We start from the raw sequence: 22,683 nt of genomic DNA on the forward strand, positions 1-22,683 counted from the left end.
CCATTAAAAAAGACAGGATGCAAGACACCCAATCTATTTGTCTGATTATTAGCTAATATTAACTTGTGGCGAAGCGAAAAAGGGAATATCCGAATGGAAGAGTGCATCTCTTGGGTCAAACAGAAAATCGGCTGTCCGAGGCAGCATTTTCATGCGTTCTCAGAAGCCGAGTAATTTACGGAAATAGCTGGAATACGATTGGCTGACGGGCAAACGGTCCCCATTATCCATTGCCAGCACGAATGTGGAATGGGTATCGGGATGAATTTCTTCAATGTGGTGGACATTGACGATAAACGACCGGTGGCAGCGGATGAACGAATCTCTCGGCAACAAATATTCGAATTCCTGCAAGGAGTTTTTATTCGTTCCTGAAAAATCCGCAGCGTGGACATGGGTTTTTCGGTCCTTTACTTCGAGGTAGCGCACATCGGTGAACGGAATCGGTTTCCATCCATCCGGGCTTTTCACCGTCACGACCGACTTCCCTTCTGTATAAGCGGGATAGATCGCCATGACACAGCCCGCGAGTGCGCCATCTTCTTCAAACGGTACCGCCATGCCATGATAAGGCACCCCGAACACTTCACGGTTGATGAATTCCGAAGCTTTTTGGCCGGTCGTCAACGCTTTATGGGCGATGGTGCCTTCACGCACTTTATCCCCTGCCTTGATCTTCAAATCAATGCGTTTGCTCGGACGATAATAGGTGTATTCTTCCATATTAGAGACCGCTATCGAAACTTCATCGGAGAACAGTTCCCCCATTACATCCAATAGCGGACCAGGTGTAATTTTTTCCATCGCGCATGGGCCTCCAGTAAAATTCAAGTGGTATTAGTATACATGACTTTGCATGAACAGAAAAGAAGGCTCAGGCTTGCCACATCAGATTTCTGCCAATTATGGCGATTTCTTTAACATCGTTCCGTCGCGCATGTATTCCGCATGCCACGATAAAGCTTCATCGAGAACATGCGGTGTATGCCCGTCTTGAGCAATCGCCCTATCGAAATAATCCCGCAATTGCGGACGATACTCCGGATGAACGCAATTTGCGAGGATCCGCTCCGCCCGTTCACGGGGCGCCAGATTGCGGATGTCGGCAAAGCCGTGTTCCGTGACCAACACATCTACATCATGTTCGGTATGGTCGATATGGGAAGCGAACGGCACGACACAGGAAATCCGCCCATTCTTGGCGATCGATTTGGTGACGAAAATGGCGAGCTGCGCATTGCGCCCGAAATCGCCGGATCCGCCGATGCCATTCATCATTTTGGTTCCGGCGATATGGGTCGAATTGACATTGCCGTATAGATCGAATTCCAAGGCGGTGTTAATCGAAATGAGGCCAAGGCGCCGGATGATTTCTGGATGATTGGAGATTTCCTGCGGCCTCAGCACCAAACGCTCCCGGTAACGTCCGAAGTCTTGATAGATTCTTTCCATATAAGGCTGTGATAAAGTGATCGCCGAAGCAGAAGCGAATAGCGCCTTGCCCGAATCGAGCAAATCGAACACAGCATCTTGCAGCACTTCGGAATACAGTTCCAGCCCCTCAAATTCCGAATCGAGGAGGCCATGCAACACCGCATTTGCAACGGATCCGACCCCTGATTGAAGCGGCGGCAGGTTTTTGTCCAAGCGTCCAGCCTGTACTTCGCGGCGCAGGAACGCAAGCAAGTGGCCTGCCATAACATCCGTTTCCGCATCAGGCGGCTCGATCGGAGAGGGCGAATCCGCTTGATTGGTCCAGACGATGCCTTTGACTTTCGAAGGATCGACCGGGATACCTTTCGTGCCGATACGGTCCCGCGGCGAGACGAGCGGAATCGGCTGTCTCGATCCGATCGCTTGCGGTGCGTAGCAATCATGAAGCCCTTCTAGTTCTAAGGGCTGCGCAGTATTGATCTCGATAATGATCTGTTTCGCATGGTGGGCGAATACCATTGAATTACCGACAGAAGTAGTCGGGATCAACAAGCCGTCCTGCGTGATTCCGAGTGCTTCGATGATAGCAAAATCAAGCGGGCCCGCAACTCCCCCTCGGATCCATTCAGCTGTTTGGGATAAATGATGATCGACAAACTGCACATCCCCTGAATTGATCGCAGATCGCATCAAAGAATCGGACTGATAGGGCGCGCGTTTACGGACGATGCCCGCCTGTGCGAAGCGTCCGTCGATGCCGGAACCGAGTGAAGCGCCGGTATAGACATCGATTTGAAACGGCTCTTCCTGCATGCGCTTCGTCAAGGCATTTGGCACGGCCTTGGCATCGCCTGCGCGCGTGAATCCGCTGAGCCCGACCGCCATGCCATCCTTTATCCAGGAAGCTGCCTGTTCAGCGCTAACTATCCGTTCATGCAAAGCCGTTAGTTTGATTCGTTCGAGTCGTTGGTCCATCGCCATCCCCTTCCCCTTGTCGGTCTTGGATATTACCTTATACCCTTGAATAAGGGCTGCTCAACCCGTTTTGGTTTTTAGCTGCGGAAAAGCTTTCGGCCTCCCAGAAAAGAAAATCCGGGTGGCGATTGCAAAGTAATTGACAAGCTTTGGAAGTATCCATAATATAGGGAAGTCAATATAACCGTCATGTGTACATATATATAAGAAAGAAGGCACTCCAATGTCCAAAGACCAGCGCAAAAAAATCCTGATTTTAATGATCAATATGTTCATCGCCATCGCCAGTTTCGGCATCATCATCCCGATTCTGCCTTCATATCTCGTTTCCATCAATCAAGGCGGCATGGCAGCCGGCTTGATGATTGCCATCTTCGCTGCTGCCCAGTTCCTCTTCTCGCCAATCGCGGGCAAATGGGCCGATCAATACGGGCGCCGCATCATGATCATCTGGGGCCTTGCAGGGCTGACCTTATCGATGTTCATCTTCTATGCTTCCGACTTTATTTGGGTGCTGTATTTCTCACGCGTCATCGGGGGAATCGGCGCGGCCATGCTGGTACCGGCCATTTTTGCATACATCGCTGACATCACCACTTTCGACCAGCGCGCAAAAGGCACAAGCCTGGTATCTGCTGCGATGTCACTCGGCATCGTCATCGGGCCGGGAATCGGCGGCTTTCTTGCCGATTACAGCCTGAAGCTGCCGTTTCTCGTATCAGCGCTCGTATCGCTCGCAGCGGTGCTGTTTTCCGTTTTTGTCCTGAAAGACAGCGACGCCGAAAAAGCGGATCCGGCTCTCGCTTTGACGATGACCCAATCCGAATCGATGTTTAAAAAAATTGCGCGCTCGACTTCGGTCCCTTACTTTTTACCGCTGGTCATCACGCTGGTCATGAGTTTCGGCTTGCTCGCTTACGAATCCGTCCTCGGGCTTTATCTCGACAATCAATTCAATTCCACCGCGAAAGATATTGCGTTCATGATCACCGCTACCGGTACGGTCAGTGTCATCGTTCAATTGTTCGTCGTTGACCGCATCGTCTCGCGCTTCGGTGAGATCGGCGTATTGATTACGTTCCTCGGCGTCGCAGCGGGAGGCTTTCTCGCATCGCTATTTGCGAGCAGTTACGTCATGTTTTTCGGGGTGTCACTGATCATCTTCCTGGCGACTTCTATTTTGCGCCCGGTATTGAATACATTGATCTCAAAACTCGCACAAGGCGAAGTCGGCTTTGCGATGGGCATGAACAATGCCTATATGAGCATAGGCAACGTCATGGGCCCGCTCCTCGCCGGCATCCTGTTCGACATCAATATCATTTTCCCGTTCATTCTCGGCCTGTTGCTGCTGTTGGCGACACTCGTCATCACAGTAGGCTGGCAGCGTTCAAGATCCGCCAAACAAGCACGTACCGTCGAACAGCAATAGGCCCAAGATTCTATCAAACCCGACTCATTCAATGGTTTGTATCAGTTTTATATTCAACGAAAGACAGTGCGGTCTATAACCCGCACTGTCTTTTTTCCATTTTAAGGATTTATTGTAAGACCTTGCACTAGATATCCTTTAGCAGCCTCTATCAATTTGTTTTTTCTTGCCTTTTTCTGCTAACCGGGAAAGCCAATAGCTTTACGCTGGGGATAGTTGGTTGTATAATCTTTGTATAACAAAAAACTACGGAATGAAGGTCATGCTATGTACAATATCAAAGCTGCTGCCAAAATACTCGATATGCCTAAAGTGACCATCCGTTCCTGGGAGACGCGCTATAATGCCATCACGCCTGCGCGCACAGAATCGGGTCACCGCCTGTATTCCGACCAAAATTTGGAAGACTTGAAATGGCTGAAAATCCAAGTCCAGGAAAACGGCATGAAAATCAGTGAAGCCGTCAAGCAATTGCACGCTTCAAGGAAACAGTTCTACCATGCGGAAATCGCCGATTCCAATGAACCTATTGAGTATGCCAAGCAAATTGAAGAATTGTATCAGGCCGCTGTAGAAATAGACATTGACCGTTTTAATTATCTGCTCGATTTGAAGTTCTCGCTGTTCCACCACCAGACTGTGTTCTTTCATATCATCGCGCCGCTCATGGTACGGATCGGTGCAGAATGGGAAAACGGCCAAATCAGCGTTGCGCATGAGCACATGATCACTAACATCATCCAGCAGCGCTTCAACCAGTTTTTCCGCGTTTTCCCGGTTGCGCCCCATTTGCCGAAGGTACTGGCACTCAGCCCAAGTGGAGAACATCACCAGCTTGGCCTGCTGTTGTTCTCGTTATTCCTTCGCGAGAATGGCTTCCATGTCGTTTACACAGGTCCCGACACGCCGCTTGATGGCCTAGCGGAAATGGTGGCTAAGCAAGATTTCAAACTGGTTTGCATGTCCGTCATGACGCCTAAAAGCCGTCCCGTTGCAGAACAATACATCAAAGAACTTTCTGATGCTATTCCCGGACTCCACTTTTTGCTCGGCGGCCAAGGCATCGATTGTGATGATGAAAAAATCAACCGCTATTGCATCGGCACCACGCTCGAATCCTGGCAGCAATGGCTCGACGGATTCAAAGCAGCCCGTACATCTTAATTACAAAAAAACCATGCGTGAAGGAATCCTTCGCGCATGGCTTTTTTTACTGATTGTCGATTTCCTGGTATTGTTTCATGAATGGGCCGCTGTCCGCCACTTCCGAATGGTAAAGCGCCTTCAACGCAAAGCTTTTCTCAAGCTCCATTTCCTTCATCAATACCTTCAGCCGTTTTTTCAGTTCCGGCTCCTGGTTGACCAGTTTCTCCATATTCGATTTAAAATAGCGCATCGTGATCCGCTCCTTTTATTTTATTATAACACGGCAAAGCAAAGAAAAAGCGCACCCATCAACCGGATGCGCTTTTTCACATGTCTGGATTCTTGAATCGTATTTTCCGAAGCTTAAACCGCCCGCTTTCCGTGGGCTCGCGCCCAAGCCTCCTCGGTTTGCGCTACTTTCGCTGCGCTCAAGCATCGCAAATGAATGAACTCGGCGTTGCCTCGCTCATTCATTCCCTGCGGGGTCTCGGTCGTCTCGCTGATCCACCGGAGTCGGGCGAACGCTTCTCCAAACACTTAGAAAGTTTATAGACTATTTGTTGCGTAAAATCAGTTGCTTTCTAATTTTAGCGACTTATTCTAAGTGTTTAAAAAAACATCAGCTTTTTTCAGCCGACCACGTGAAACACGTAATTGACGAAAAACAGACAAGCAATCACATAAAGAGCCGGGGAAACTTCACGCCATTTGCCGATCGCCACTTTCAGCACCGGATACAGGATAAACCCGATCGCAATACCGTCCGCAATACTGTACGTAAACGGAATCAACGCGATGATCAACAAAGCCGGGAACGTTTCGCTCATGTCCTTCATGTCGAGATTCTTGATATTCTGAAGCATCAACCCGCCGATGATGATTAAAATCGGCGCAATCGCGCTGTCGGGAATGATTTTGATCAGTGGAATGAAGAACGCTGCACCCATAAACAAAAAGCCTGCCGTCAGTGAAGTCAAACCGGTGCGCCCGCCAGCAGCCATCGCTGCCGCACTTTCCACACTGGCCACAGTCGGGCTCGTGCCGAGAAATCCTGAAGCCATCGTCGAGACTGACGTCGCCTGGAACGCACGCGAATATTTTTCCGGACGGTCGATGAAATTCACCTGTCCGTGGACGAGGCCGATGTTTTCAAACACCAAGACCATCGTTAGGGAAAATACCGCCACCCAGAACGTTGTCGACAAAAAATTGCCGAACGACATCGAACCGAACACCGCAAAGGCTTCTGCCGTATTGACGCCTGGCTCACTCAATTGGCCAAGATCGATCATGCCGAAGAAATAGGCAATGACCGTTCCCAGTACAATGGTGATCAGAAAATTCCCCGGCACGTTACGGATAAATAAAATGATCGCGAGCAAAAACGTCACGACTGTCGACAGCACGAGCGGATCTGACAGCGAACCGAGCGACAGAATCGCCCCGTCGCCTGGTCCGACAATACCGCCTTTCTCAAGGCCTAACAACATCAGAAATAGCCCAAGCCCGACCGTGATCGCTTCTTTCAGCGAATTCGGCACGGCCTCGCTGAGCATTTTCGAAAAGCGCGTAAACGCAACAAAGACGAAAATGACACCCGAGACAAAGACGACCGCAAGCGCTTCCTGCCAACTCAATCCCATCGACTGGACGAGCGTATAGGAGAACAATGCATTGATCCCCATGCCCGGAATGAGCAAGATGGGCGCATTGCCCCAAAAGCCCATCAATAATGCGCCGATGACGGAAGCGGCGATGGTGCCGATGATCGCGTACTCGATTGGCATGCCGGACTCCGATAAAATCAGCGAGTTGACGGCGATGATGTACACAACGGTGAAAAAGCCGATCAAGCCGGCAGTCATTTCCCGCTTGATGGTCGTCCCGTTTTCGTTAAGACCGAAAAACCGGTCCATCCAATTTGCCATAAGACATACCTTCTATGAAATTAGCCCTCTCCCTACCCGCTCTGCCTGAAAAAATCAGGTAAGCCAAGATAGAAGTGTAATCCTAAAAAAAGCCACTGTCAAGGCATTTCTCTTGAAAGGAAATGGCTGCTTATGCAGGCATTTATCTCCATTTTCAACAAGCCGCCTAAACCTTTCATTAATGAAAAAACCGCCTGTTCCCCGCTCATCACATTAGATGAAAAAGGGAACAGACGGTTTTTGATTCGAACATGGAGCTATTGCTTAAACGAACATCCCAGCGATTGCCGCACTCAAAAGCGACGCAAGCATACCGGCTGCAATGGCACGCATGCCAAGGCGCGCGATTTCCGGGCGGCGGCTTGGCGCCATCGCACCGAGACCGCCGAGAAGGATGGCGAGTGAGCTGAAGTTGGCGAATCCACAAAGCGCGAAACTGACGATGATGACCGTTTTTGGAGACAAGTTCGCAATTTCCGGTGCAAAGGCCGTATAAGCGACAAATTCGTTCAAGACAAGTTTCTGCCCGATATAGCTTCCGGCTTGAACCGCTTCTTCCCACGGCACACCGATCGCAAACGCAAGCGGCGCAAAGATAAAGCCTAGAATGCCTTGGATGGTGATGTTTTCAGCACCGAACCAGCCGCCAATGCCGCCAAGGACACCGTTTGCCAATGCGATAAGCGCGATAAACGCCAGAAGCATCGCCCCGACGTTCAATGCCAGCTGAAGGCCGTCAGAAGCCCCGCGTGCAGCTGCATCGACGACGTTGACGGAACGGTCATCTTTTTCCATGACAAACTCTTTTTCTTCGATTTCTTCCTGTTCAGGAATCATGATTTTCGCCATGATCAAACCGGCAGGCGCCGCCATGAAGCTCGCAGCGAGCAAATACTCAAGTGGAACTCCGAGGAGCGCATAACCGGCAAGCGTAGAACCTGCAACCGATGCAAGGCCCCCGGTCATGACCGCAAATAATTCGGACTTGCTCATATTCGGCAAGAACGGGCGGACGACAAGCGGCGCTTCCGTCTGGCCGACGAAGATATTGGCTGCTGCCGAAATCGATTCCGCTTTACTCGTGCCGAGCAATTTTGACAAGGCCCCGCCGAGCAAGCGGATAATCCATTGCATGATGTTTAAATAATAAAGCACAGAAATTAAAGACGAGAAGAAAATGATGATCGTCAGCACTTGGAAAGCGAAGACGAAACCGAATCCTTCTGTATCCGCTGCAGGACCGAAGACAAACGCGATCCCTTCACCGGCATAGTTGATGATGTTTTGAACGCCTTGCGACAATCCAAGCAAAGCTTGTCTGCCAAGTTCCCATTCCAGCACCATGAACGCAAACGTAATCTGTATGGCCAATCCGCCGAGAATCGTCCGCGGCTTGATGGATTTTTTTCCATCAGAGAACAAGAAAGCGATTCCAAGAACGACGATGATACCGAAGATGCCCCACAATAAATTCACAACTTCACCTCATTAAAAGTAGTTTTATCAGAAAATTGAACAAGTTTTTATCATTCATTGTCTGTCGTCAGACATCTTACCAAATCTAAAAGGATAAGTAAATGCACATATTGTGACATCTTCCACTCATCCCTTGCCTTGCTCCTGGGCCTTTGGATTTTTCATAAAGAACGCCAATACGATACCAATGGCACTCAATGCACCTGTCACCATGAACGAAATATTGACGCCTCGGATCAGCCCTTCTACGCCGTAGCGGTCCGGGTCGAGCGCCGCACTGGTCATGATCGTCACCAGCAGCGCCGTGCCGATCGAGCCCGACACTTGCCGCATCGTGTTGCTCATCGCCGTACCATGTGGAATGAGATGGTCTGGCAATTGATTGAGCCCCGCTGTCGTGACGGGCATCATCACGAGTGCGACACCGAACATGCGGATGGCGTGCATGACAGTCAAATAAACAAATGCCGTCTCGGCCGTCAGCATCGTAAACTGGAAGGTCGAACCGGTGACGATCGACAGCCCGGCAATCGCCAGCCACTTGCCGCCGACTTTATCGAAAATACGCCCGGCAATCGGGTTCATGAGCCCCATGATGATCGCACCCGGCAGCAGCATGAGCCCTGATTCAAGCGCGGTAAATCCGTGCATGTCCTGCATGTAGATCGGCAAGATCGTGGCACTGCCGATCATCGTAACGAAAACGATGATGCTCAGGATCGTCGACAAGGTAAACAAGCCATATTTAAAAACGCGGAATTCCAGGATCGGCTGCTTGAGCCTGCCTTGCCGGCGGATGAAGAACCATAAAGCGACAGCCCCGACACCGATCGACGCGATGACTGAAACGCTGCCCCAGCCGTCTGCCCCCGCACTCGAGAAGCCGTACAGCAAGCCGCCGAACCCTAAGGTCGACAACATGATCGACACAATATCGATTTTCGGGAAAGTCCGTTCCGTCACATTGCGCAGGAAGAAATACGCCAGCGCCAAATCGAGGAGCGCGATCGGAATAACGATGTAGAATAATGATCGCCATGGGTATTGACCGACCAAATAACCGGATAAAGTCGGGCCGATTGCCGGCGCGAAGGAAATGATTAAGCCGAACATGCCCATCGCCTGCCCGCGCTTTTCAATCGGGAAGATGACGAACAACACCGTCTGTGCGAGGGGCATCATGATCCCGGCACCCGATGCCTGGACGATGCGCCCGACCATCAAAGTCGCAAAGCCGGGTGCGAGCGCACAGATGATCGTGCCGGTGGCGAATAAGCCCATTGCGACAAAAAACAAATGGCGTGTCGTGTATTTATTGATTAAAAAAGCCGTGATCGGGATCATGACGCCGTTGACGAGCATGAATACCGTCGTCAGCCATTGCGCCGTGTTGGCGGTGATGTCCAGATCTTCCATAATATGCGGCAAAGCGGTGGCGAGCAGCGTCTGGTTGAGTATCGCCACAAACACGCCGGCCATCAATACCGCGAGCAACGGCTTCCTATGCCGCGCTTCTAATTCCAATGTCCCCAAGCGCATCGCCCCCTTTTCTCAAAAAATGCCCTTTCTCTCCTGCTTACCCCATCAGGCAAGCTTTACTCAGCCCTGCCAAAAAACAAAAAGCCGCAAAGTCCGAAGACCCTGCAGCTTTCCATCAGGCGGCTTGTTTCTTCTCTTTGCGCGCGATGACGATGCGATGGAATAGAAGATACAGCGCCGGAATCATGACCAATGTGAACAACCCGGAGAACGTAAGCCCCGCAATGATTGTCACGGCCAGTGGTTCGAACAAAGGATCGCCGGAAAATGCGACCGGCAACAAGGCCACAATCGAAGTCAGGGACGTCAGCACGATCGGCTTGATGCGCGCATATCCTGATTCGATGATCGCTTCTTCGATATTGAAATCTCCTGTCAGGCGGCGCGCTTCGACAAAGTCGATGAGCACGACCGCGTTCCGGACGACAATCCCCGTCAAGGAGACGATCCCCATGACGCCAAGGAAGCTAAGCGGCGTCTGTGTCAGGAACAAGCCGAGAATTGCGCCCGAGATGCCGAGATACACGGCTATCAACACGAGGAACGGCAAGCCGAACGACTTGAACTGGAACGCGATAACCAGGTAAACCAGCAACAGCACAACCAGGAACAAGATGCCAATTTCAGCGAAGAATGCTTCCTGATCGGAGTTTTCGCCGCCAGTCGACAGTTCGTAGCCGGCCGGCAAGTCGGCGCGTGCATTATCGACGACATCGAGCATCTGCGCTTCAAAATCATCCGCTTCACCGAACGCACGGAGCGTGATGGCGCGGTCTCCTGATTTATGCGGCACTTGTGCAAGCGCCGTCGTTTCCTGTGCCGTCAATAGCTCGTCCAGCCCGATCAATTCAGGCGGCCCTGGCTGTGCGGCAGCAGGTGGTCCCGCTTCGCCGCCGGCTTCATCGCCGCTCGCAGCAGAACTAGATGCTGGCAAACTGAAGTCAGCGAGGTCGATCGGTTCGCCTTCTGTGATGCCTGCTTGCTTCAAGACGACTTCGTAAGGCGTTTGCCCTTCATACAATGTATAGAGCGGGACGCCTTGCGTCAGAAGCTGCAATTGATTGGTGACCGTCGACAAGGCAATGCCATTGTCTTCAAGCGCACCCTGCTCCGGCACATATTCAATCGCCGGTACGGCAGCCCCCAGGTTATCGGTCACGACCGTCGCACCGTTTGCGAGCATCTCCTCTTCGAGGGTGTCACGCAGCGCTGCGAGTTCATTGATGTCTTCACCGGTCGCCGTCACGGTCACCGGTGCACCCACTGGCGGCCCTTGGACAATCGTATCGAGAAAGATTTCGGCATCCGGGTAACGTTCGCGAAGTTCCGGTTCCCATTTATCGATAAACGCGGATGCGGAAGTCGCTTCACGGTCGACACGGAACGCTACTTGGCCCGTATTGGCGCCTGTATTGTCCATGGATGAAGCAAAGAGGTTCGGCAGGCCTTCACCGGTGAAAACGGCGGTTTCGTTGACATTGCCGTCCTGCTGCGCCACTTCCTGTGTTACTTCACGGATGAACGCATCGGTTTCTTCAATGGTTGTGCCTTCCGCGAGGCGCACGTTCATCGTTACCTCTTCACGGTCCGCTTCAGGGAAGAATTCGAACGGCGTGAACAAGGCAAGCGAAAGCAGAGCCGTTGCAATCACCAATCCGCCGATTCCCGTCAGCCAAGGGCGTTTCATGACGCCTTTCAGCACTTTTCCAGAATACACTTGCGCAAGCTTTTCAAGCGGCTTGCCGAGGAAGCCCGGCGTATCGGAAATTTTGCGTTTTTTGCGTTTCGTGCGCAAATATTGCATCATCGGCACAAGCGTAATCGACAGTACCGTCGAAGCCAAGATAGTTGTAATCAAAATACTCGGCAATGCTTTAATGAACGCACCGTTTCCGCCGGATAATAATAGCAGCGGAGAGAACGTAACGACAATCGCCAAACTGGACGACACAATCGAGGGGTAGACTTCCCGAACGCCGTTAATGGCCCCTGCCATTGCATTGTCGCCGAGCTTATAGCGGCGCTGGATATTGTCGTTGACGACGATGCTGTCATCGACCAATATACCGATCGCGATAATCAACCCGATAACGGAAATCTGGTTCAAATCGACGCCGAGCGATGGAATCGGGATGAGCCCGATCAAGACGGAAGCAAGCACCGTCAGCGCTACGGCAAACGCACCGTACAGCGTCAGCCCCGCAGTCGTGACGACCAATACCGCAAGCACCGCGATCAACAGCGAAATATAAAGCGAGCTGAAAATCTCGTTGACGTTTTCAGCCTGTGACACATAGCGTTCAGCTGAGATGCCCGCAGGCAAGTCTTCATTGAAGCCTTCAATCACTTCGCTGACGCGGTCATCGACAGACGGTACATCCTGCCCTGTCTGCAAAAAGACCGTATAGGAAACCGCCGGCTCGCCTTCGAACGTGACGATATCTTCCGCCGGAACTTCAGCCAATTCGACCGATGCGACGTCAGCAAGCGGGACAGCTGCTTGGCCGACCTGCAGCTCACGCAATTTTTCGATGCCTTGGCTTTGCTGCACGGTCAAGACGAATTGCTGCTCACCGTCGCTATGGGTGCCAAGTGACAGCGGCTGATTCGCCTGCTGCAGGCTTTCAAGCACTTCGAATGGCTGCAATTGATTTTCTGCGAGCGCATCCCCATCGAGTTCGATGACAACCTGCTCGCCGTTCAATCCTTTGATTTGCGTACCGGCAACGCCGGATACTGCTTCCACTTCATCCGACAAGTCCGCAAGCGGCCCTTCGAGTTCAGCAAGTTCCGCTTCGTCTCCGTAGAACATATAGGAAACTAGCGGGAAAGTCAGATCCAGCTTTTCAACGCTGGTGTCCTGGGCTTGGTCCGGGAAACTGCCGGCTGCGCGCTGTGTCTGCTGCTGGATCGTATTGATCAAGCCCTCAGGTTCAACGCCGTCTTCGATTTCCAGTGTAATGATGGAAGCCGAATTCGCTGAAATGGAATTCATTGACGCGATGCCATCAATGCTCTGCAGTTGTCTTTCAATCGGGTTCGTGATGCTCGTTTCCACTTCTTCCGGCTCTGCGCCAGGCAAGATCGTGGAAACCAGTACGAGCCCTGGAGGCGTTTCGGGAATCTCACGCTGCGGCAAAGTCAGGAAAGTGTAAACCCCGACCAGCATGAGGATCAAAATCAAAAAGATGAATAATTTACTGCGCTCGAGTATGTACTGCATAAGGATTATCTCCCTCCGATTATTGTATAACTATTGTATAACCAAAAATCGGAAAGCACCACTTTAAACACTCAAAAACCGGCCGAAAATTTCCGGCCGGTTCTCGTTTAAATTTTTTCAGGACGCCGCTGTTTCAGGAAGTATGCGCCGATAAACATTAACAATGGTGGCAGGATGCTCAATTTGAACACCCAGCTGTCATCTCCCATAAAGATCAGCCCCATCGGCAAAAGTGATGCAAGCCCTCCCCAAAACAACGCTTTCCACGATCTTTTCCAAACTCCGTACAATCCGAGCAGCAGTGCAGCAATCACCAGCGACCACAATAAGATCCCCATCAACAGGAAATCCATCTCCATGCGCCTCCGTTCGGTTTTATACTTTAGTTATACTCCTTTTTCTGATAAAAATCATTCATTTTAGATGTTTTTCACACATTTTTATTATGTAGAATTATTAATAAAAAGCTTCCGCGGAGTTCCCCGCAGAAGCTTCACAACACGATTTATAAGTTTTCGAAAAACAGCCGCAGAACGTCCGCGCCGCCGATGAATGTGCCGAGCGAACTGCCGAGATTGGTCAATACGATGACCAGCAAGACACGCGTCACTTTATTGTCCCAGAAGCCTTTGACCGTGAAGACGTCTTTTGACAAAGTGTCAAAATCCCCGACATTCGGCCGGCGGATAAACGCTTGTGTCAGGCCTGAAAACCAGCCGGCCGCAACGAGCGGATTGAGCGAAGAAATCGGTGCAGCGACAAAAGCAGTGAGAATCGCCAGCGGATGGCCAAATGCGACCGTAGCCCCGATAGCGGCTAGCGTACCGTTCCAAAGAATCCAGCTGATCGCCTGGTCAAAGCCAGCTGCCGGATTTGCATAAAACGTATACGCAATGATCGACAAGATCAGCAGCGGAATGGCCCAACCGATAATCTTCGGCCATTTCGATTTCTTCGGCACTTCGTTGAGTGCCTTCAAATCCTGCTCTTCGTGGATTTCGCGCGTGATGCCCGGAATATGAGCGGCACCGAGAACTGCGACGACCTTTTTCCCAGGAGCTTCTTTGATTTTCTGCGCCAAATACTGGTCGCGTTCATCGATGAGCGGCTTTTTGATGCGCGGGAACGCTTTCGTGAAATCGTCCATCACCGCGTTCAATGTATCTTGTTGCTTCATCTTCTCCAGTTCTTCTTCGGAAATCGATTCCTTGCTGAAAATGCTGAAGAACACGGACGAAATGAGCTGGACCTTGCCCATCAAGCCGATATTGCCCCAAATGCGCGAAAACGTCACTTGGATATTGCGGTCGGCAAGGACCAACTCTGCCCCGGTCTCTTCTGCCGAACGGATGCCCTGAATCATTTCAGAGCCGGGCTTGATGCCGAACTGGTCAGCCAAACGGTTCTGGAACGAGGAAATGGCCAAGTTCATCAATAACAGGCTCGCCTTCTTGTCCTTGATAATTTTAAAAATATCGGTTTCTTTCCATTTCTTATCCTGCATGACCGAATCATAGCGCTGTACATCAAGTTCGATACACACCGAATCCGGCCGTTCGCGTTCAACGACTTCCTTTACTTGCTCTGCGCTCAGTTTGGACACATGCGCGGTGCCGATCAAAATCAATTGTTTGCCGTCCACTTCGAGACGGGTAATATTGTCTTCCGTCATTATTTCTTGTGTCATGAATGTACTTCCTTCATAGAATAGGATTTCTTCTTCATTTACGGTTGCCGATGAAAAAGACTGTCTATTCTTTATAATGAATCACCAAGCGCAAAATATCAATCTTTTCGAAAGCTTATAATTCCGGCGCGTTAAACGTATTGCCATCATTCAAATCACCGGCGCGGAAGCCTTTGTAGAACCATTCCTTGCGCTGTTCGGATGTGCCGTGAGTGAAGCTTTCCGGAACGGCGTAGCCGCGCGTCCGTTTCTGGATCGTGTCGTCACCGACCGCACTGGCAGCGTTCAAAGCTTCTTCCAAATCCCCTTCTTCCAGATAGCCCATGCCTTGAGCATGATGCGCCCAGACGCCCGATAAATAATCCGCCTGCAATTCCAGGCGTACTTGCAATTGATTGTATTCCGTCTCGCTCAGCTGATTGCGCGCCTGCTGGACATCCCCGAGGACGCCAAGCAGGTTCTGAACATGATGCCCCACTTCATGCGCGACGACATACGCCATCGCAAAATCCCCAGGTGCGTTGAACTGGCGCTCGAGTTCATCGTAAAAGCTCAAATCGATATACAGCTTGGAATCCGCCGGGCAGTAAAATGGCCCCGTCGCAGCACCGGCCATGCCGCATGCTGACTGGACGCTTCCGGAAAACAGCACCAAAGTCGGCTCGACATATTCCATGCCTTCTTCAGCGAACACTTCCGCCCACACTTCTTCCGTATCTGCGAGGACGACCGATACGAAATCGGCCAGTTCTTCTTCCCGCTCACTTGCCACATACGGTTCCGAACTAGAAGTTCCTCCGCCATCGCCGAGTATCGCTCCAGGGTCTCCCCCGAGAAACGTGATCAACAGGACAATCAGCAAGCCGCCGATCCCGCCGCCGGCAAGAACCGGCCCACCAACACTGCGCCCTCTCCTGTCTTCTACATTCCTGCTGCCCGCTCGCCCTTTCCATTTCATAACCGAAACCCTCTTTCCGCATCCATTTTTATAAAGCTATACCCGTTTCACCGGAAACTTTAATCCCATCTCGGCAAGCGGTAGACCAAAAATCGTTCGCGCGGATCTTCCGCTTCAACTGGAAGCTCAATATCACCGGTCAATTCAAAAGCGGTGCGGCGTTCGAGGAAATCGGTATACTCGATTGCCGGATAAAATAAAATCACTTCGACTTCGCGCGGATGATCGGCTACTGATGCCAAAATCCTGTCTATGACCGTCATGAACACCGGATCGGAAAACGGATTGAAAAAATAAAACCAGCGATCTTCCGGATGGATTTCATAATCCTGCGCGTAGCCGTTGATGAATTCGATGTCCGCCTTCCCCTTAAAGCGCTGTAAATTCCGCAGCGAAGCTTCATGAAGCGATGGATCGACTTCCACTCCTGCCGACGGCGTCCCGAATACATGATGCGCAAAAAAGTTCAAGCGCCCTTTGCCGCTGCCAAAATCGACCAGCCTGCCGCTGCCCTTAAGCGGGTGTGCCTTGAACAATCTATCCAGCCACGCATAGGGCGTCACTTCGAAACGGTGCTCATGCATCGACGCATTAAAGCCCATCTGCTCGCCACCGGTTTGGATATTCAATTGCCGGTCCATTTGATGATCGTCCATCTGATTGCCTCCTTTTATCCAGTGAGATCAATTAAAGCCGCAGCTTACTATTCCCACATTTTGCAAAATAAAAAATTCTTTTTCTCTTGCCATTCCCATTCCTTTCTGTTATATTACAGCTAATTCAATAATTTCTTGCTTCCTTAGCGGAGCGAGGATAGAGGCGCAAAAACCATCAGTACGCAATCCGAGGAGTATGAGCTCTTAGGACGATTGCCGAAAGGGGGATTTGCCGAAGCGGCAGGATGCTCATATTCCTGTGCGCTGGTTCTGCACTGAAGAAGTGCCGGACTGTCATATAGGAAACTATATGGAGGGCTATCTGACGAACAGGAACGATTGGTAAACATTGTTTCTAACGGCAGCAACGGGCCCCCGTTGCTGCCTTTTTGTTTACTCCGGACCGGCCCCCACCTCTAACTTTTGAAAAAAACTTAGAAAAGGGTGTGTTCTCTATGAAATTCGGTCAAGTGATCACTGCAATGGCGACGCCATTTGACTCAGACGGTGAAATCGATTTTCAGGCAACAACAAATCTCGTGGAATATCTAATCAATAACGGTTCGGACGGCATCGTTGTCGCCGGGACGACCGGCGAATCGCCGACTTTGTCGACAGACGAAAAAGTGGCGCTGTTCGTCCATGTCGTCACCGTAGCAGACGGGCGCGCGAAAATCATCGCGGGCACCGGCTCAAACAACACGCGCGCATCGGTCGCCTTGACCCAGCAGGCAGAGCAAGCGGGCGTCGATGGCGTCATGCTCGTCACTCCTTACTATAACAAACCGTCCCAGGAAGGCATGTACCGCCATTTTGAAGCGATTGCAAACGCGACGACGCTTCCGGTCATGCTCTATAATATTCCGGGCCGCAGTGTCGTCAATCTATCGGTCGATACCATCGTCCGCCTGTCGCTTATAGACAATATCACCTGCGTGAAAGAAGCAAGCGGCGATTTGGATGCCGCTTCTGAAATCATCGAACGTACAAGCAGCGACTTTGCCGTCTACAGCGGCGATGACAGCCTGACCTTGCCGATGCTTTCTATCGGCGGAACAGGCATCGTCTCGGTCGCTTCCCACATCATCGGCAACGAAATGCAGGAGATGGTTAAATTATTCCGCACAGGCGATACAGCTGGAGCCGCCGCGCTTCACCGCAAATTACTGCCGACGATGAAAGCTTTGTTCGCAGCACCGAGCCCGAGCCCGGTCAAAGCGGCACTCAACCTATTAGGTGTTCCGGTCGGCGGCGTACGCTTGCCGATGCTCGCTTTAACAGAAGAAGAAACAGCCACTTTGCAGCAATTCCTGCCGTCCGCTAAACAGGACGCGGTCACCAATTAAAAAAGGCTTCGCAGACCCATTTCAGGGTCCGCGAAGCCTTTTTTCAATTATAGACATTCTCCAAGGCACGCTTCAAGCTGCCGCCGATGTTCAATGTCCGCACATCCACACCGAATGTCGTCAAGGATTGCGCCGCCTCTGGACGGATCCCCGTCAAAATCGCTCCGACGCCGATCAGCCCGAGCGCCTGGATGATTTTAATGACTTGTTCCGCCACCATCGTATCGACCCGGATGACCCCTGATAAATCGACAATCAATGTGTTGATCTTTAATTCACTTGCTGACAATAGCGTGCGCTCCAAAATATAATGCGCACGGTCGATTTCAATGCTGCCGACAAGCGGCAAAATCGCGACCGAATCGCTGATCGGGACTACGGGTGCCGACAACTCCAGAAACTCCTGCCTTGCTGTCGCCAAGTTGTTCTGGTAGGAAACCGTATAGGCATGCGTGTAAGCATACGTTGCATGGTCCAACAACGCATGCAATAATTCCGCCGCGTCGTAGGTTATTTCCGGGGAAATATTCAAGCGGCGGCCTTCACTTTTGATCACGGCTGCCAGATGCTTCCGGTATAAGCCGGTTTCTGCGAGCGCTGCATCCAGTGTCATGCCCTGGTCAAGAAAGAAATTTCCTGTCGCATTGCCCCACTCCGTAATCACCGCCATATTCTTTGCCTCATTGCAGCTGTCTTGCATAGCTTTCCCTAGCAATTCAATGAAACGGGCACGTTCTTCCAGCACCAGCTCCGAGAATTTACGGTTTTCTTCCACAACATCCTTCGGCAATGCCGTCAGCCGCTCTTCTTGGATCAGTTGGGCAATCATATATTTATCTTCTTCCACTCGTTTACCGAATAAAGCCATCTCTTTTTCCATTGGAACCTCCATCAATTATTGCTTGATTGATTGACTTGGTACAACAGATTCATTATACCCACAATCTGATACAAGAAATAGCATTTTGATTTTCCAGGACAAAAAATGCCCGCCGGATGGCAGGCATTTTCCGATATTATTTTGCGAACAATTTTTTCAACGTGTCAGATGAAACGGCTTTTTCTCCACCAAGGATATAGTGGAAAGTATCCGGTGTCGAATAATCTTGAATTTGTTGTTTAGACGCCGCTGTAGGGGTTGGGGCAGTCAATACAAGCGGATCTGGATAAAGTGAAGCGAGTGCGCTTCCTGATAATGCATCCGGGAAATTGGTACCCGTCGCGATATAGATTTCAGCTGTTTCATCGAACAACTCATTTTCATACATGAAATCATTGATTGCTTTGTTTGTGTCATAACGGCTGACACCTGCAAGGCGCATCGGTTCTTCCGCGAACAATGCTTCCACTGAAGGAGCAACTGCTTTTTCGCCGCCGATGATGAACGGTAATGCCGGTTGATTCGCTTTAATGTAGTCCGCAACTACCGCTGGAACAGTACCTGAAGCAGGAACTAACAGAATCGGTTCTTCAATATAACCTGCTACTGGGGAGATTGACAAAGAATCGGCAAAGGTTGCGCCAGTCGTAACGAATAAAGATTCGTCCATTCCTAGTTCTTCAGCAATTTTCACTGCAGTTTCGTAACGGCTTTTACCGCTGATGCGATCTACTTCAATGCCGAGCTTCGCGATTTCATTTTTGACTTCTTCAGAGACCGCTCCAGTACCGCCGATTAAAATAACGTTTTTCGCGCCCAAGCGCTTCAGCTCATCCGCAAATCCTGCAGGCAAAGAATCTTTTTTCGTCAAAAGAAGTGGAGCTAAATGAAAAGATGCAAGCGGTGTTGCAGCCAAAGCATCCGGGAAGTCAGCGCCCGTTGCAACGACAACCGTTTCCGCCTCTCCATCTCCCCACCCTGTCCATGAAACTTCTAGGCTTGTCTGGTAGCGGTCGCTGCCAAAAATGCGGTAGGAGTTGTCTTCAGTAAGTGTAGCCGCAGAAGCTGCCCCAGTCGGTAAAACTGCTCCAAAAGCCAAAGCTGCAGTCAATGCCGCAGTCGTCAATACTTTGCCGTAAATCATCGTTAATCGTTTCCCCATTCTGTAATGTATTCATTTCTTTTCCAATTATATGATATTTTACAAACATTACAATAGGGTTACGAAAATATTTTTTGGTGGGCATAAATGCCTTTTCCTATACGGATGAAGAAGTAGTAATTTCTTAACTTCCTATATTCTTCTTTCATTTTCGAGCTTCTTCTCCTTTACTTTCATTCGAAGCCGCCAAGCTCTGCCGAAGGTTTACGACGGTTCGCTTTCCGGGTACATAAGCCATAACGCAGACACGGCTAAACATTGACCTTACAGGAGGATGCTATTATGCAAAAACACGGCCATAAATTGATCGGCACATTCGATGTGCAGGCGGAAGTGATCCATGAGATCGGTGAATTGAAAGCACAGGGATATAAAGAAGAGGATATGTATGTTGTCGCTTTGAACGGACAACAGCTGCAAATGGTACAAGGGCAGACAGATGTCCATTTAAATACGGATGAGGGCGATTTCATGGACAAGTTCAAATCGTTCATTTCCGGCGAAGATCCGACAAAAGATGCGCTCAAGCAAATGGGCCTCTCCGATTCCGAAGCGGACGAGTATTACAAGCAAATCCAAAGCGGCAAGATCGTTCTTTATGTCGACAGCGAATACGGCATGAATTACCAGAACTTCGATGCCGCCGCAGCCAGCCTATCTGGAAACGGGCCTGCACAGGATGAGCACCCCAAATCCGAAACGCCTGATTTGAATGACGAACAACAAATGAAACTTCACGAAGAACGCTTAGCGGTCGATAAGAAATGGGTCGAATCCGGAAGTGTCGATATCCATAAGAATACGGTCGAAGAACAACAGACACTGGATGTTCCGTATGAACGGGAAGAAGTCGAAATCGAACGCCGGCCAGTCAATCAGGAACTGTCGGAGTATGAAGCGAGCGGCCATTCCGCTGAGAAGTACGAAAAAGACGGCCTCTGGCATATTCCAGTTATCGAAGAACGTCTGGAAGTACGCAAAGTGAAATACGTCAGCGAAGAAATCATCGTCCATAAACGCAAAGTCCAGGAGACGAAACACATCAGCGAAACGGTGCAGCGCGAGACGGTCGATATCGACGAGAACAATGTCCAGCGCTACGAAAAACCATAAACACAAAAAAGACGATTCCGGATTTTCGGAATCGTCTTTTTTCAATGGATTAATGCTTAGCCGGGTTCGGCTTTTCGCCTTTTCCTTTTTGCAGCACTTTCAAGCCTTGTGACATATCTGATGCCAACACGTAATTACGGTCGACGAACACGCCCCATACGTCGGCCTGTTCCGGCACATATTGGCCGATCTGCTCAGGATTGCTCGGATCCGTGATGTCCACCATGTAGACGCCGCCTGCATAATGGCTCAAGTACAGTGTATTGCCGTGAACTTTCGGGTCATGCACAGTATTGGCAAATGTCGGGCCGTCTTCCACTTTTTCCGTCAAATCCGTTTTGAATTCGCTCAGCAGTTTCGGATTCGATTTGTCTTTGATATCGAAGATACGCGTATAGCCATAGGATTCTTCATAGCCTGCTCTTACCGGCGTCGACACTTCGCGCGTTTCGATCAGGACATTCCCGCCTTTCGCAAGAGCTGCGGAATGGGCCGCTCCTTGCTGTTCCGAAGAATAATCAGTACGGCCGACATACACAGGGTTCTCCGGATCCTGGATATCGAAAATCACAGTGCCGAGGTCCCACATCGAGACGTAAGCGTATTGTGCGTTATGGTCGGTGATGACACTATGGTTGAAGACAGCGCGTGTTTTGCCGTCCGGCGCGTTCCAGTTGTAGCCGTTGAACGAGTCAGGCACTTCCGGAAGGCTGCGCGGGTCGAACTGCCACAGCGTTTCGGGATTCGCCGGATCGGAAACATCGACGATCTGGAAATCGTGTTCTTCGCCGTCGCTGTAGATATCAGCATACGGATTCGAGGCAAAGACCAGCGCGCGGTCGCCTTGCATCGTCAAATACAATTCATGCGTTCCACGTGTATCCGCATAGGTCTCCCAATAGCCTAACTTTTTCGGTGCGTGTGGATCGGTTACGTCATATAGCAGGAAACCTCCCGCCGTATCCGCATGGCGGTCTCTTTGCTGCACGCTGACCACTGCCAGATCGCCTTTGAAATCAGCCGTGTTCACGCTTTTGACGATGACTTTCTCCTGCCAAGTTCCAGCTACATCATCATGGCCGAAAACCGACACTTCTTTCGGATTGGACGGATCTTTCAAGTCAAAGACGCGGACCCCGCCGTTGCCGCCATTTGCCGTGTGTGTTCCGAGATATGCAAAGCCTTTATGCGCGTAGACGTCGGCCGTGTTATTCTGGACGCCTGCCAATTCCTTAATCTGCACAGCTGCTGACTCAGTCAAATTCGAGACATTTTTCGACCCCGACATGCTGGCGTCGCTTAAATTCAGCATTTCTTCATTGGAAAAAACGGCACGCTCCCCTTTCGACAAATCACTGCCATCCAGTGCATCATGCGCCATACTGGACGGCGCAAATGAGAAGACGAGAGCAGAAGCCAGAGCTACATTTAAAAACGGTTTATGAATTTTCAATAGAATCCCTCCCAGGTTTAGTTCGCTTGTCGAATAAAGTATAGAGGGCATTTGAGAGCGATACAATAGTACAAGGCAAAATTTTCTAAATATTACAAAAGATAAATATATGGTCATACTCTCTCCTGTGTTTCCATGCCTAGTTTCTTCCAGCCTTTTTTTGCTTTTGACAGCTTCGTGAGCCAATTGTTTTAGTTTTCCTGAAAGCCTAAAAGGAATCTTCTATCAATCCCGACATGCAAAAAAGAGTAGACGCATAAAAGCGGCGACTCTCT

18 protein-coding genes and 1 riboswitch are annotated in these 22,683 nt (G+C 50.5%); of the genes, 4 read left to right on the top strand and 14 right to left on the bottom strand.

Going from position 1 to position 22,683, the window contains the following annotated elements; translation table 11 throughout:
• Window positions 1-159: 159 nt before the first annotated feature.
• Window positions 160-804: a LytTR family DNA-binding domain-containing protein gene (locus M1Q06_RS14860; protein WP_058382680.1), complete on the bottom strand. Its 645-nt coding sequence runs from the start codon at window positions 802-804 to the stop codon at window positions 160-162.
• Between the two features lie 99 nt (window positions 805-903).
• Window positions 904-2,409 carry an acetyl-CoA hydrolase/transferase family protein gene (locus M1Q06_RS14865; RefSeq protein ID WP_434400349.1) on the bottom strand — a complete coding sequence of 502 codons (1,506 nt, stop codon included), beginning with the start codon at window positions 2,407-2,409 and terminating at the stop codon, window positions 904-906.
• Window positions 2,410-2,632: 223 nt separating this feature from the next.
• Between M1Q06_RS14865 and M1Q06_RS14870 the strand changes: the two genes are divergently transcribed.
• Complete coding sequence (locus tag M1Q06_RS14870; RefSeq protein WP_434400351.1) at window positions 2,633-3,841, top strand: MFS transporter; 1,209 nt, start codon at window positions 2,633-2,635, stop codon at window positions 3,839-3,841.
• A gap of 267 nt (window positions 3,842-4,108) precedes the next feature.
• Entirely contained in the window at window positions 4,109-5,005 is an 897-nt protein-coding gene (locus M1Q06_RS14875; protein WP_121298834.1) for a MerR family transcriptional regulator, read from the top strand.
• 46 nt (window positions 5,006-5,051) lie between these two features.
• Here M1Q06_RS14875 and M1Q06_RS14880 read toward each other — a convergent pair whose 3' ends face one another.
• From M1Q06_RS14880 to M1Q06_RS14920, 9 genes are all read right to left on the bottom strand, one after another.
• Window positions 5,052-5,237 carry a hypothetical protein gene (locus M1Q06_RS14880; RefSeq protein ID WP_068870565.1) on the bottom strand — a complete coding sequence of 62 codons (186 nt, stop codon included), beginning with the start codon at window positions 5,235-5,237 and terminating at the stop codon, window positions 5,052-5,054.
• A 379-nt stretch (window positions 5,238-5,616) separates the two neighbouring features.
• On the bottom strand, window positions 5,617-6,915 hold the full coding sequence (locus M1Q06_RS14885) for an NCS2 family permease (protein WP_434400354.1): 1,299 nt from the start codon (window positions 6,913-6,915) through the stop codon (window positions 5,617-5,619).
• Between the two features lie 264 nt (window positions 6,916-7,179).
• On the bottom strand, window positions 7,180-8,391 hold the full coding sequence (locus M1Q06_RS14890; RefSeq protein WP_434400356.1) for a NupC/NupG family nucleoside CNT transporter: 1,212 nt from the start codon (window positions 8,389-8,391) through the stop codon (window positions 7,180-7,182).
• Between the two features lie 126 nt (window positions 8,392-8,517).
• Window positions 8,518-9,870, bottom strand: coding sequence for a DHA2 family efflux MFS transporter permease subunit (locus M1Q06_RS14895; RefSeq protein ID WP_434402892.1), 1,353 nt, complete (start codon window positions 9,868-9,870; stop codon window positions 8,518-8,520).
• A 175-nt stretch (window positions 9,871-10,045) separates the two neighbouring features.
• Complete coding sequence (locus M1Q06_RS14900) at window positions 10,046-13,153, bottom strand: efflux RND transporter permease subunit (RefSeq protein ID WP_434400358.1); 3,108 nt, start codon at window positions 13,151-13,153, stop codon at window positions 10,046-10,048.
• 107 nt (window positions 13,154-13,260) lie between these two features.
• Entirely contained in the window at window positions 13,261-13,506 is a 246-nt protein-coding gene (locus tag M1Q06_RS14905; RefSeq protein WP_274624720.1) for a hypothetical protein, read from the bottom strand.
• A gap of 152 nt (window positions 13,507-13,658) precedes the next feature.
• Window positions 13,659-14,825, bottom strand: a complete 1,167-nt coding sequence (locus tag M1Q06_RS14910; RefSeq protein WP_434402894.1) for a TraB/GumN family protein — start codon at window positions 14,823-14,825, stop codon at window positions 13,659-13,661.
• A 130-nt stretch (window positions 14,826-14,955) separates the two neighbouring features.
• Window positions 14,956-15,798 (bottom strand): KPN_02809 family neutral zinc metallopeptidase, encoded by an 843-nt coding sequence (gene ypfJ / locus M1Q06_RS14915; RefSeq protein WP_121298843.1) that lies wholly within the window; start codon window positions 15,796-15,798, stop codon window positions 14,956-14,958.
• Between the two features lie 59 nt (window positions 15,799-15,857).
• Window positions 15,858-16,454 carry an SAM-dependent methyltransferase gene (locus M1Q06_RS14920; RefSeq protein WP_434400361.1) on the bottom strand — a complete coding sequence of 199 codons (597 nt, stop codon included), beginning with the start codon at window positions 16,452-16,454 and terminating at the stop codon, window positions 15,858-15,860.
• A 150-nt stretch (window positions 16,455-16,604) separates the two neighbouring features.
• Window positions 16,605-16,783, top strand: a riboswitch (Lysine riboswitch).
• Between the two features lie 126 nt (window positions 16,784-16,909).
• Between M1Q06_RS14920 and dapA the strand changes: the two genes are divergently transcribed.
• Window positions 16,910-17,800 carry a 4-hydroxy-tetrahydrodipicolinate synthase gene (gene dapA / locus M1Q06_RS14925; RefSeq protein ID WP_434400363.1) on the top strand — a complete coding sequence of 297 codons (891 nt, stop codon included), beginning with the start codon at window positions 16,910-16,912 and terminating at the stop codon, window positions 17,798-17,800.
• Window positions 17,801-17,843: 43 nt separating this feature from the next.
• Here dapA and M1Q06_RS14930 read toward each other — a convergent pair whose 3' ends face one another.
• Entirely contained in the window at window positions 17,844-18,680 is an 837-nt protein-coding gene (locus M1Q06_RS14930) for an STAS domain-containing protein (RefSeq protein WP_434400365.1), read from the bottom strand.
• Between the two features lie 136 nt (window positions 18,681-18,816).
• Complete coding sequence (locus tag M1Q06_RS14935) at window positions 18,817-19,842, bottom strand: cell wall-binding repeat-containing protein (protein ID WP_434400367.1); 1,026 nt, start codon at window positions 19,840-19,842, stop codon at window positions 18,817-18,819.
• Window positions 19,843-20,124: 282 nt separating this feature from the next.
• Here M1Q06_RS14935 and M1Q06_RS14940 point away from each other — a divergent pair, with 282 nt between their 5' ends.
• Window positions 20,125-20,955, top strand: a complete 831-nt coding sequence (locus tag M1Q06_RS14940) for a DUF2382 domain-containing protein (RefSeq protein WP_434400369.1) — start codon at window positions 20,125-20,127, stop codon at window positions 20,953-20,955.
• A gap of 49 nt (window positions 20,956-21,004) precedes the next feature.
• On the opposite strand, the gene M1Q06_RS14945 is transcribed toward M1Q06_RS14940, so the two are convergent.
• Entirely contained in the window at window positions 21,005-22,408 is a 1,404-nt protein-coding gene (locus M1Q06_RS14945) for an LVIVD repeat-containing protein (RefSeq protein ID WP_158290842.1), read from the bottom strand.
• Window positions 22,409-22,683 lie beyond the last annotated feature (275 nt).

Source organism: Planococcus sp. 11815 (assembly GCF_051096385.1).
Classification (GTDB): domain Bacteria; phylum Bacillota; class Bacilli; order Bacillales_A; family Planococcaceae; genus Planococcus; species Planococcus citreus.